Origin of the sequence: Companilactobacillus farciminis KCTC 3681 = DSM 20184 (assembly GCF_002706745.1) — a bacterium.
Classification (GTDB): domain Bacteria; phylum Bacillota; class Bacilli; order Lactobacillales; family Lactobacillaceae; genus Companilactobacillus; species Companilactobacillus farciminis.
Map to the genome: position 1 here is coordinate 2,240,999 of NZ_CP017702.1, position 12,197 is coordinate 2,253,195.

11 protein-coding genes are annotated in these 12,197 nt (G+C 36.1%); 3 read left to right on the forward strand and 8 right to left on the reverse strand.

From position 1 onward, the window contains the following. Positions 1-263: 263 nt before the first annotated feature. Complete coding sequence (locus LF20184_RS11135; RefSeq protein ID WP_010018351.1) at positions 264-1,886, reverse strand: APC family permease; 1,623 nt, start codon at positions 1,884-1,886, stop codon at positions 264-266. A 98-nt stretch (positions 1,887-1,984) separates the two neighbouring features. Further along, positions 1,985-2,545 carry a TetR/AcrR family transcriptional regulator gene (locus LF20184_RS11140; protein WP_010018349.1) on the reverse strand — a complete coding sequence of 187 codons (561 nt, stop codon included), beginning with the start codon at positions 2,543-2,545 and terminating at the stop codon, positions 1,985-1,987. 117 nt (positions 2,546-2,662) lie between these two features. Here LF20184_RS11140 and LF20184_RS11145 point away from each other — a divergent pair, with 117 nt between their 5' ends. Continuing rightward, a complete protein-coding gene (locus LF20184_RS11145; RefSeq protein WP_010018348.1) occupies positions 2,663-3,727 on the forward strand; it encodes an ABC transporter permease in 1,065 nt (354 codons plus the stop codon). Further along, entirely contained in the window at positions 3,727-4,392 is a 666-nt protein-coding gene (locus LF20184_RS11150; protein WP_010018347.1) for an ABC transporter ATP-binding protein, read from the forward strand. Before LF20184_RS11145 ends, LF20184_RS11150 begins: the two co-directional genes overlap by 1 nt. Before the next feature lie 77 nt (positions 4,393-4,469). On the opposite strand, the gene LF20184_RS11155 is transcribed toward LF20184_RS11150, so the two are convergent. The 6 genes from LF20184_RS11155 to LF20184_RS11180 all read right to left on the reverse strand — a co-directional run bounded on the left by LF20184_RS11155 (position 4,470) and on the right by LF20184_RS11180 (position 10,812). After that, positions 4,470-5,066 carry an NAD-dependent epimerase/dehydratase family protein gene (locus LF20184_RS11155; protein WP_010018345.1) on the reverse strand — a complete coding sequence of 199 codons (597 nt, stop codon included), beginning with the start codon at positions 5,064-5,066 and terminating at the stop codon, positions 4,470-4,472. Positions 5,067-5,090: 24 nt separating this feature from the next. Further along, a complete protein-coding gene (locus LF20184_RS11160; protein ID WP_010018344.1) occupies positions 5,091-6,002 on the reverse strand; it encodes an aldo/keto reductase in 912 nt (303 codons plus the stop codon). 113 nt (positions 6,003-6,115) lie between these two features. Then, positions 6,116-7,225, reverse strand: a complete 1,110-nt coding sequence (locus tag LF20184_RS11165; RefSeq protein ID WP_010018342.1) for a DMT family transporter — start codon at positions 7,223-7,225, stop codon at positions 6,116-6,118. Positions 7,226-7,325: 100 nt separating this feature from the next. Beyond that, complete coding sequence (locus LF20184_RS11170; RefSeq protein WP_010018340.1) at positions 7,326-9,206, reverse strand: LTA synthase family protein; 1,881 nt, start codon at positions 9,204-9,206, stop codon at positions 7,326-7,328. Between the two features lie 87 nt (positions 9,207-9,293). Next, positions 9,294-9,875: an NAD(P)H-dependent oxidoreductase gene (locus tag LF20184_RS11175; RefSeq protein WP_010018339.1), complete on the reverse strand. Its 582-nt coding sequence runs from the start codon at positions 9,873-9,875 to the stop codon at positions 9,294-9,296. Positions 9,876-9,960: 85 nt separating this feature from the next. After that, the gene (locus LF20184_RS11180; RefSeq protein WP_010018338.1) at positions 9,961-10,812 is read right to left on the reverse strand and encodes a YitT family protein; all 852 of its coding nucleotides are present in this window, start codon (positions 10,810-10,812) and stop codon (positions 9,961-9,963) included. Between the two features lie 459 nt (positions 10,813-11,271). Here LF20184_RS11180 and LF20184_RS11185 point away from each other — a divergent pair, with 459 nt between their 5' ends. Further along, the gene (locus LF20184_RS11185; protein WP_010018337.1) at positions 11,272-12,132 is read left to right on the forward strand and encodes an NAD(P)-dependent oxidoreductase; all 861 of its coding nucleotides are present in this window, start codon (positions 11,272-11,274) and stop codon (positions 12,130-12,132) included. Positions 12,133-12,197: the final 65 nt, after the last annotated feature.

The following is a 12,197-nucleotide window of genomic DNA, read 5'->3' on the forward strand; positions in this document are numbered from 1 at the left end:
GGGAGTATAGCAGAACAATGTGGGCACGACTTGGAGCCTTTGCTAAGACCAAGACCGGGCAAAGTCTTCAAGCTCGACCTTTCACTAGGCAATAAATTGCCAAGAGAAATTTCACATTTGAGCCAATTTTCTTCGCTATTCCGGACTAAATGGTGGCTTTACTTTTTAATAATACTAAAAAAAGCATCTACTCAGATCTGTCTCCAAATCTGAATAAATGTGATTTTTAATTTGACGAAATAAATAATAATTGGGAACGAAGATTAGTCAACTTTCAAATTATGTTCTTTCCAACCAAACAAGATGACTAACAAAATTCCTACAACACTAAGTGCTACGATTCCGTGAATATTGTAAGTAAGATGGGAACCACCTAAATACAAATCACCGACAATCGTTAAGAAGATTGCAGCCAAAATTCCTGTCCATTGTAAACGAGTGAAGGCTGAACCATTAGTACTACGTTCTTCACGGCGAGTTACGTATGGCAAGATCAAACCTAGCCCAACCAAGACGATGATAGAAACAAAATTGATGATCAATTCATACCACCATGTTGATGAAGCGAAAACTACATCTTGAGGTCCGATACCAAAAATTGTCGCAACGGCGGTAACGATCAAGCACCACCAACCGACTGTCAAAGCAGTTTTGTCATTCTTGATAAAGACGTAATCTGATGGGTACTTTTCACTATCTTGACGAATCTTAATAAAAGCGAAGAAAACCCAGCAAGTTACACCTGGAGAAATAATTCCGTTCAAGTTTAAGAGCCAGTTGAAAATATCGTTCATACTTGGTAAGAAAATACCTAGTGACATGATGAAGGCACTTAAACCACAAGTTAACAAATATCCATTAACTGGTAAGCCAACTGAATTAGTTTTCTTCAAAACTTGTGGCATGTAACGATTACCAGTGTCAGAAATCAACATTCTCGTCATGGCATCCAACAAGACAGCCAACAAAGCAGCCAAATAAAATACTTCTGCTAGAGCGTAAATGTACAACAAAGTGTTACCGAGATGATACTGATTACCTAAGGCTTGGAAAGCATAATAGGCACCGTTCATCTTTAAGTCTTTTGGTAAATGATAGGCATTGAAGAAAACACCTAATGAGAATGATCCAAAAATAGTCAAGAAAGCTGTCATAGCAGCCAACATAATCATTGCTTTAGGAAATTCTTTATTTGGATGACGCATTTTCGTAACGAATGGTGCAATCAATTCTGCTCCATTCATTGCATAGATCAAAAGTCCCAAAGTAGTTAAGTAATGCAAATTAAATTTCGGAATAATTGTGTGAATCGTAAATGGTTGAGTGGCAATGTGTCCACCCATAGCTAATCCGGCGAAAGTCATGAAGACGAATAAGACCGTCAATCCAAAAATCGCTACCCCACCGATCGTACTCAAGACTTCCAATGAATGTTTGAAGCGTGATTGAGTGAAAATAAAGACCACGAATACTACCAAAGTCCAAAAAGCAAACCAACCGTTAGACATATGATTTTGCAAGCTAGCATTTCCATTAAAAGTCCAGCCCAAACCAACGACTAACGAATTGGCAGTATCGACAACGTAAGGAATCGAGGCTGCCCAATAAGTCCAAGCAGTGAAATATCCCAAAAATTCACCATTTGTACCTCTGATCCAAGAAGTCAAACCGCCACCTTCCTTATTGAAGGTAGACCCCAACTGTCCCACCATCAATGAATAAGGAATGACGTACAAGAATAGCATGATAACCCAGGATGTGATAACTCCCATCCCTTGACTCTGAAAGTTGTAAGCTAAATCATCAAAGCCAATTACGGTAACAAAGTCCATCAAAGCCAAAACTGGCCAGGAGATGTACTTCTTATTTGGTTCTAGTTCTTCCATAATAAACCCCTATGTATGTAAATTTGTCCTAAAAACAAGTTTTAATTTTACAACTTATTAGTTTACGTACATAGACAAAAGCGTTTTCCTAATTAATTTTATGCTATTCCATCAGCCTTTAAGGTACTGGTCAATAAATTATCTGCTAAATCAGATAACTTTGTAATATCAAACTTTCCTTGATGCAAAGCTGTATGCAAAACGCCAACCATTCCCCAGCAACAGTAATTAAGAATATAATCGCTATTTTCCGGATGGACGAACGGAATAACTTTTTTACCATTAGTAATCGTCAATTCAATCAATTTTTGCATTAATTTCGAATCAGGATTTTGACACAAGACGCCAATCATTCTTTGATTTTCACCGATATAAGCCATAACCGTTCGGAAAAATTCTGGACCAATAACTTCATTATTCGTTGGTGCTTCAAAATTTATCAACATCTGGGCAAAGTGATTCATGACGTAATCTTCAGTTTTACTCAACAGATCATAAATATCTGTGAAATGTAGATAAAATGTCCGTCGATTGATATCAGCCTTGTCAGTAATCTCTTGAATCGTAATCTCGTTGATCGGTTTTTGTTCCATCAAGTCAATGAAGTTATCTCGAATCAATTTTTGGGTACGTCTAGTCCGACGATCATTTTCATTCATACAAATCTCCTTCACAAAATCATAGTTTCTGTGTATTAAAACACATAACCGCTGCCATTGTTTATTGTTCCTAAAGCCATTCCTCCATAAGATAGAGTTACTCAGGAGGTAGATATTATGTTTCTCACATTAAAAGAATTATTACACGATAAATTAAAATTTTCAGCTTTAGGACTCATCATTTTTCTAATTGTTTTCTTAGTTTTGTTCATTACTGGTCTAGCTAGTGGTCTTGCAAATGACTCTGGTTCAGCTATCAAAGAAACCAATGCTCAAACTTTTATTTTGCAAAAAGGCTCTGAATCTAGATTGAACCGCTCCGAATTAACTGAGCAAGATTGGCAAAAATTTCAAGATAAATACCACAATAAAGCTGCCAAATTGAGCGTCTCGCAAATGTCCATTCAACAAGCTAACAACGCTAGCAAAAAAACTGACATTGCCTATTTCATAATTGACGCTAATAGCTTTTTAAATCCCACGACTATCTCTGGTCAAAAATTAAAGAATACTGATAACAATCAAGTCGTCGTCAGTGATAAGTTAAAGTCTTCCGGCTACAAACTTGGCGATAAATTCAAAGACCCTGCTACTAAAACAACTTTTGAAATTGCTGGCTTTACTGATAACAAAGCCTATTCACACACACCCGTAATTTATCTCAACCAAAAACAAGCTCAAAAACTTTCACCAAATACTAATTTCAATACTATTGCTTTAAAGAGTAAAGTTTCTAAAAAAAACGGCTATCAAGTTATTAGTCAACAAACCTTAATCGATGCTATCCCCGGATACTCAGCTGAACAAGGCTCACTCTACTTAATGATTGGCTTTCTTTACATCATTTCCTTATTCGTCCTAGCTGTCTTCTTCTATATTATCAATTTACAAAAATTAAGCGACTTTGGAACTTTAAAAGCTCTTGGAACCAAAACTTCATATTTAGTTAAGCATGTCCTATCAGAAATGGGAATCCTTTCTCTTATTTCTATCATAGTTGCTTCAGGAGTCACTTACGGTATTTCACTTTACATGCCTGCTTCAATGCCATTTAGCTTGGGCACAACAACCTTGCTTGGTACTGGACTACTCTTTTTAGCCATCACTTTGATCAGCGCTTTACTATCATTAATCAAAGTTGTCAAAGTCGATCCAATTTCTGCAATCGGAGGTAATAACTAATGCCAGTTTTAGAATTAAAAAATATCATCAAAAACTATCCCGATGGACAAAATATCAACGAAGTTTTAAAGGATGTCTCTTTTCAAGTCAATCAAGGAGAGTTCGCTGCCATCGTCGGTCCCAGTGGTGCTGGTAAAAGTACTTTACTGACAATCATGGGTGCCTTATTAACGCCTACTTCTGGACAAATCCTCTTAAATGGTCAAGACATCAGCCAATTATCCAAGAAAAAACAAACTGAGATTCGTCTCAATCAAATTGGTTTTATCTTCCAAAATTCTGACTTGATTCCTTATCTAAAAATAAAAGATCAACTACAATTCATTCAAAAAATCTCTTCCAAAAAGCCCGTCGACGCCATAGAAATTCTTGATAAACTAGGTTTAAAATCACGTCTCAACAGCTATCCAAATGTCCTATCTGGTGGCGAAAAACAAAGGGTTGCAATCGCTAGGGCCTTCATCAATCAACCAGACTTGATTTTAGCCGATGAACCAACTGCCAGTCTCGACTCCAAAAGAGGTCACGAAGTAGTTTCCATTATTCAACAGACTGTTCATCAAGAAAACAAAGCTGCCGTCATGGTAACCCATGATGAACGAGTGCTAGATTTAGTCGATACGATTTGGGAAATTGAAGACGGTAAGTTGAAAAAAGTTCAATAACAATTACTAACAAAAGACACCATAACAACTCACATGAGTATTATGGTGTCTTTTACATTTCTATTAATGATAAATAACTACAACTTATCAATATCATCAACGTCCAAAGTGACATTTTCTTTATCATTATCCACAGCATCCAAAGCTGCTAAAGCTACCATGCTAACAGGTAAACTACGGTATCTAGAATCAGAATCAACCTTATCGTCATCCGTTACCATCGTAGCTGGTCTCATGATAACCGTTCTAAAACTGCGCTTATTCAAGTTGTCTTCAGCATCACGTTTAGTACTGATATAACGCTTATTTGCACCAGGAATATCGTCAGCTGAAATGTAAACGAAGACTGGAACTTTATTCTTTTCAGCTGCATCAGCAATATTTAAGGCACTTTGATAATTGACCTTTTCAAAAGTTAAATTCTCATTTTGACTCTCTTGATATTCACCAATCGTATCAACAACTACATCGGCGTCCTTCAAATAGTTTTCCCAAAAGCCAGTTCCCAAGGCATTACCAATCTTCCAATCCACTTTGCCATACCAAGATTCATTGCCCAAAGGTTCACCAGTTCTTGAAACACTAGTAACTGAATCTCCATTTTCAATAAATTGTTTAGCGAATTCGCCACCTACGAATCCATTTGCACCAAAAATTACTATTTTTCTTGCCATAATTAAAATCCTCTCAATTTAAAACTATTCAAATGCTTCATCAATCACATGATAATCAGAGTTACCCAATTCAACACTCAAAGACTTCACGTTTTGATCCACTTGGGCTGGTTTTCTAGCTCCAGGTATCACGATAGAAATATCTGGGTTCTTCATGTACCAAGCCAAGATTACTTGAGCGACTGTTGCATCGTACTTATTAGCAATCTTTTGTACGACCGCAATCGACTTCAAAATGTTGTCGAACTCATCTTTAGTAAACTGCTTAAATTTCTTATAATCAGAAGCATTGTATTTACCTGTTAACAAACCTGAAGCCAATGGGAAATATGGTACAAACGAGATATTATTCTTTCTCAAGTATGGGAACAAGGTTTGTTCGGCATCCCGATGAACCAAACTGTAGTTATCTTCCACAATATCAACTAACCCATCCTGATTAGCTTCTTTGATTTGATCTAGGGAAAAGTTAGAAACACCAATCGCTTTGATTTTTCCAGCTTGCTTGAGTTCATTCAAAGCTGCTACCGCTTCATTTTTAGGTGTCTTCTCATCTGGAAAATGAATATAGAAAATATCAATATAGTCAGTCTTCAAACGTTTCAAAGCTAAATCAACTGACTTTTTCAAAAATTCAGGGCTATTATTATACTTCAAGTCATTGTCAGGATCTTGAGCAGCCTTAGTGGCGATGACTAATTTGCTACGATCATAGTTTTGAATCACATCGCCAATAATCTCTTCTGAACGACCAAGTCCATACATGAAGGCTGTATCCAAAGTTGTGATGCCACTGTCGATAGCCTCTTTAACTACTGCATAGCCATCTTCATCTTTTAAATTATCAAATAAATTGTGGCCACCAACTTTGTTAGTCCCAAGACCAATTTTTTTGCTAGTTACATCTGTATTACCAATTTTAATTAAGTTATCCATTCGCAAAACCTCCTTAATATTGGGTCGTTTGAAACCGCTACCTTCATAATAGCTCAAATTTTTACAAAAAAATAAGATTATGCATAATTTGCATAATCTTATTAATCAATATTTTAGTCTTCAGAAGGCAATTCTTGACGTTCTTTTTTAGCTTCTAGAGTATCACGAACAGCTTCTTCAGTAGCCTTGCGACGTTTAGCAAGTTCACTATTTTCAATTTTATCCTTAACGATTTCCAATTCATCCACTTCTTGATGAGCTTCAGGATTATTACGTCTGAAGATTGCCATAACACGGTAAGCAATTTTTTCTCCCATAAGTGTAACTAGTGAACCAAGCAAGATAACGACGATACCAAAGATAGTATTGGCAGTCATTGCTTCGCCTAAAATCAGAAGTGATAGAACTGGTGCTAATGCAGGCTTAACTAAGAAAATTAATGAAGCTTGCAAGATACCAACTTTTTCCATTGATAGGAAGTACAAACCAAAAGCCACACCTGTGACTAGGACTGAAATGTACAAGATCAATGGTAATGTTTGCAAGGAAATTCCTTGGAAGTATGGAATGTTGCTAAATTGTGAAAAGTTACTTGGAATAGCGCTGGCAACGGCTGGTATGTGACTGATTGCCATCAAAATACCTAGTTCACCAGAACCAAATAAGAAGGCTAAACAAGTCATTGATAGACCGTTCAAACCGATTTTGCCGCCGTAAACACGTGACATAACGCCATAAACACCAAAGATAATTGATGATAATAAACCTAACATGATTCCCATGGCACCTGACAAGTGGAAGGGATTAATAATAATCAATAAACCGACTAACGTTAAAACTAAAGCTAAGACGTTAGTTCTCGATAATTTTTCTTTGAGGAACACGAAGCCGATGATCAAACCAAAGATTGGATTGGCACTCAACATGATAGCGATAACCGATGCTTTAGCCATCCCAATTGAGATTTGATACAAGGTCATACTTACTACCACGATAACAAATCCTGTCAAAGCGATACGACCCCAGCCAGATTTAGAAATTTTTACATTGTTCTTCTTAAGGTAAAGAATAGTAAATGGTAAGAGGGCTAGTCCACCAATCAAGAATCTAATAAAATTCAATTCGATTGGATTGAACTGTCCACCAGCAATCTTTAATGCAATTTCCATTGAACTGAAAAGAAATGTTGGTATCAATATGTATAGAAAACCCTTTAAATTCAAAACTTAATTTCATCCCCATTTTTCGTAAGTGAATATGTTAAGTGTACTCCTATGAAACGGGTTCCAAAAAATGAAAGTGTTTTCATTTCTAAAAAAGATATTATTTATTAATTTTTGTTTTTAGATAACCTTTTCCAGCTGTTAAGTCATATTGAACTAAACGATAGTCTTTTTGGATTTCACGTTGAGACTTCGTCAATTGCTTAGCTGAAAGTTGCTTGCCATTTTGATCAACCATCAAGCTCTCACTATTTCCGACACTATTCTTAGCAGTTGCTGGCAAATTTTCTTGGACTTCAGTTAACAAAGCATAATAAGGTGTGACCTTTTGTTTCATTTGCTTCAATGCAATTGGAATAAAGCCATTTGGATCAGTGATAGCCGTATTTTGTTCAACCTTTTTAGTTCCATAGTTGTGCTCTAAGGCATATTTATTACTATAAATAAAATAATCAGTCTCATGTTGGACGACATTGTATTCTTCCATCGAGTTCTTATCGTACATTCCTGGCAAATGATCGCCGTACCAAACAACCGTAATTGGTTTTTGAATAGCATCTAGCTTGTCCAAGAATTCTTTGGTCGAATTGTCAGTATAATTAATCCCATTAGTATAATTAGCAACTTGTTCAGGCATGCCGGCTGCTGTACCGTTATAAGTAAAATATGTATTATCGTACATTACGTTGAACGGCATATGGTTTTGCATCGTCACTAAACTGATGAACTGCCCTTTTTTCCTAGAGTTAACTTGTTTTAAAGTCTCTTTATAGGAAGATTCATCACTGACAAAAGTACTAAAACTGAGTTTGGAATGATATTGCAAGGCATCTTTACCTTTAGTTTGAAGATTTTTGAATACGTCAAAGCCTAATTTTGGATAGACGATATCACGGTCGTAAAAATTACCGTAGTATGGATGAATAGCCGCAGCATAGTCAAAACTATTGATAATATTGACTGGATGCTTTTGATTAACAACTAACTGAGTATATGGAGATTGCAGTGATTTAGCAAATTGGTTGTAAGCCAAACCAGTAAAAGTCATGTATTCCATATTAGCTGTTCCGCCACCATAACCAGAACTCAACATTAAGCCAGAAGTATTCTCTTGTTTTATTTGATTAATTTTTGGAATCGGATCTTGATTGATCGTAACGTTTGGTACTCGTTGAGGATCAGAAAAACTTTCACTCAACACAAAAATCAACGTTTGTTTATTCAAATTATCATTAGGACGATTTTTATTGATTCGTTGAGCTGTCTTTTGATACTTGCGATAAATCTTTTGCATCGTTTCTTCACTATACCCTTTAGGCTCATCCATGATGTCCGTATGAATATTACCCAAAAACGGCAACAGTGGACCGGTTGTATTGGCTACCAAACTAATATTAGGTGCAAAGTTGATATAGCCAGTTTTTGCAGTGATTTTATTCATCATCGAGCCCTGTTTATCAACGTTATAAAACGACCCGATAGTGGCAACCCCCAAAACAACTAGAATAATTCTAGTAATCAAATTAAATTGCAAGGTGTCTTTGGAGAAATGCTTTCCTAAAAAGACACAAAAAACTACTACCATTACAAAACTTACGATAGCTAAAACAACTATCTTCCAACTGATCATAGAAAATAACTGTTTCCAACTTCTTAAAAGTGCTAAATCACTAGGCATAATTGGCTCTTTTCGATAAGCCACTTTTAAACGATTAGCTACGATATAAATGCCAAAGAAAATATAGTAAACAGCCGTCGCATAAAAGAAACGATTGATTAAACCATAAATTGCTAAATACAGTAAGAACAAAATCGTTATCGTTAATAAGTACGCCGCTACATTAGTGTGAAAAACTGCTTGGTTGGTAGCTTTAATATCCACCGTTTGTGAAAGATGAAGTAGATAACCCACTAATGCCACGGAAAACAACATAAATAAAAATTGTAACAAGTAAATAAAAACAGATTTTTTAATATGCATATCCCATGTCCTCTATTGAATGTATATTAATATTCTAATTTAAAATCACAAAAAAAACGAACCGATTTCTCGATTCGCTCTTTTTTATTATTTATTTGCATAGAGTTTTGGTAAATCATCTAAAAACTTTTCTCGAATTTGATCAGTTGTAGTGTTGACCTGACCGAAATGAATCCAATTGACTGTCTGTGGATCAATGCCTAAATCACTCAAAGTTCTGGCAATAAAAACATCTTGAATCGGATTGCCACAATTATTTTCTAGATATTCTTTAGTTACCGTTGAAGTCGTTATAACGGTAGCTTTTTTAATGTTGGTCAATAAACCTTTCCAACCATTATCTTCGTTATACGCAAAGCCATTTAACATTGTTTTGTCTAAAAAGCCTTTTAGCATAGCCGGTAAATTATGCCACCAAATTGGAAAGATAAATACTAGCTCATCCGATGCCGCAATTTTACGTTGATATCTTTTGACTAACTCGTCACTTGTCTGGCCTTGACTATAGGTTTTTAAATCCTCGGCAGAAAGTACCGGATCAAAGTGGTCACCGTAAGGATCAATAATTTCAAATTCTTCATCATTTTTTGAAAAAGAGTTCGTCAATCTGTTCAAAATCTCATGATTGAAGCTCCCTGCGTATGGATGAGTATAAATAATAGTTTTCATACTAAAATCTCCTTCATACCTAACTCTAATGTAGATTGTAAACGATTTCTAAATTTAATAAATATTATTATAATATTTTTCGAATTTAATTGTCATTGAATTTGCCGGCAATCGACATTGTTGGTTGAATATTGATAAATGCTTGTGGATCTTCTTTCAAAATGATTTTTTTAGCAAAGAATAATTGATATTTAGTCAGAACCATCGTAATTGAACCAATTTCTTCACCAGAATATGCCCCACGTAAATGGTAATCGAGCGTCAAACCACGATTAAGCGACTTGAGCAATTCTTTTGAAATATCGTCAACTCGATGACTGTAGACTGTAACGGTAATCTTTTGTTGCTGGATATACATTTTATCTATCACCATATTAGTAATGTAGATAGAAATAATCGTGTACAAAGCTAGTTCCCAACCGAATGCAAACCCTGCAATCGTAATGATAACGGCATTAATGGCAAAACTAACTTGGCCAACCGATTGTCCGGTACTTCTTTGCACGATCAAAGCGATAATATCCGTTCCACCAGTTGAGAATCCGTAACGGAAACATAAGCCAATTCCAGCTCCTGATAGGATTCCACCAAAAACAGCTGAAAGCAGCGGGTCTTTAGTGATTGGGTATAACGGTATAATTAAAATAAACAATGAAGCCGAGGCAACTGAAATAATCGAAAGTATCGTAAATTTCTTTCCCAACTTCAACCAGGCCAAAATAATCAATGGTAAGTTCAATAAAACATACCACAGATAAACAGGTGTATTCATATCTGCAAATTGATTTAACAAGTTAACAATCAGCTGCGATGCACCAGTAACTCCACTGGTATAAAGCTTTGCCGGCTGCAAGAGTAATTGAATACCCAGAGCCGAGGTTATTCCATAAAATAAGGCTGCCAAAATACTCTTATAGTAGTTCTTAATAAATGTCACGAAATACCCCCTCCTATCTTATTTAGTTTTTTCTAAATTTTGGTTGGTGTAACATTCCGTCCTCCATAGCAAAGCAAATTTGGCTGGAACAATGTGGGCACGACTTGGAGCCTTTGCTAAGCCCAAGTTCGGGCAAAGTCTTCAAGATCGACCTTTCACTAGGCAATAAATTGCCAAGTGAAATTTCACATTTGAGTCAATTTGCTTTGCTATTCCGGACTAGATAGTGGTTTTGTTTTTTAATTACTAAAGAAGTAAAAATAAAAAACATTATCTAGTCGGTAGTGACAGCTTTGTGGACAACGGCAATTTACCACCAACCTAACTAACAAAAAACACTTTCGATGAGATATCAACTGAATTATAGCAAACAACCATGGTCAATAAATAGGGCAATCATATCATTATCTAGAAGATTTTTCGTATAATATAATTAACTTGACGATTGGAGGAAATAATATGCAAAAAATTGGTTTCATTGGTACTGGCGTTATGGGTAGTGGCATCATCAACAACCTATTGAATGCCAACTATGACGTTGATATTTATACTAGAACAAAATCAAAGGCAGAACCTCTGATAAACAAGGGTGCTAACTGGTTTGCTGATCCAAAAACCGTAGCACAAAATGCCGACATTATCTTCACTATGGTCGGTTTTCCACAAGATGTTGAAGATGTTTACTTTAAAGACAATGGTATCTTTGCAGGATTAAGCGCCGGCAAGATTATCGTTGATATGACAACTAGTACACCTACTTTGGCTAAGAAAATTGGTCAAAAGGCTGAAGAAATAAACGTTGAATCAATCGACGCTCCCGTGTCAGGCGGTGACGTTGGTGCTAGAGATGGTAAATTGACTATCATGGTCGGTGGTAATAAAAAAGCTTTCGAGACCCTCAAACCAATCTTTGAGATCATCGGTAAGACTTATCACTACTTCGGTTCATACGGAGCTGGTCAACACGCAAAGATGGCCAATCAAATCATGATTGCTGGTACAATGACTGGCTTGACGGAAATGTTCGTTTACGCCAAAGCTGCCGGATTGGACTTACAATCAGTTCTTGAAACTGTCGAAGGTGGCGGCGGAGATAACTGGAGTCTAGAAAATTACGGTCCAAGAATTCTCAAAGGCGATTTCAAACCAGGCTTTTACTCAAAACACTTCCTAAAGGACTTAAGAATTGCCCTAGATGAGAGTGAAAAGATGCATTTAGATTTGCCCGCTACTAAACAGGCTAAGAAGCTTTATGAGACCTTAGTTGATGAAAAAGGTCTTGGTAATGATGGAACACAAGCCTTAATTAAATTGTGGTAAATATTGATTTATAAAAAGAGACATCATCCAAACAATGACACAAGATTATCGTTTGATGATGTCTC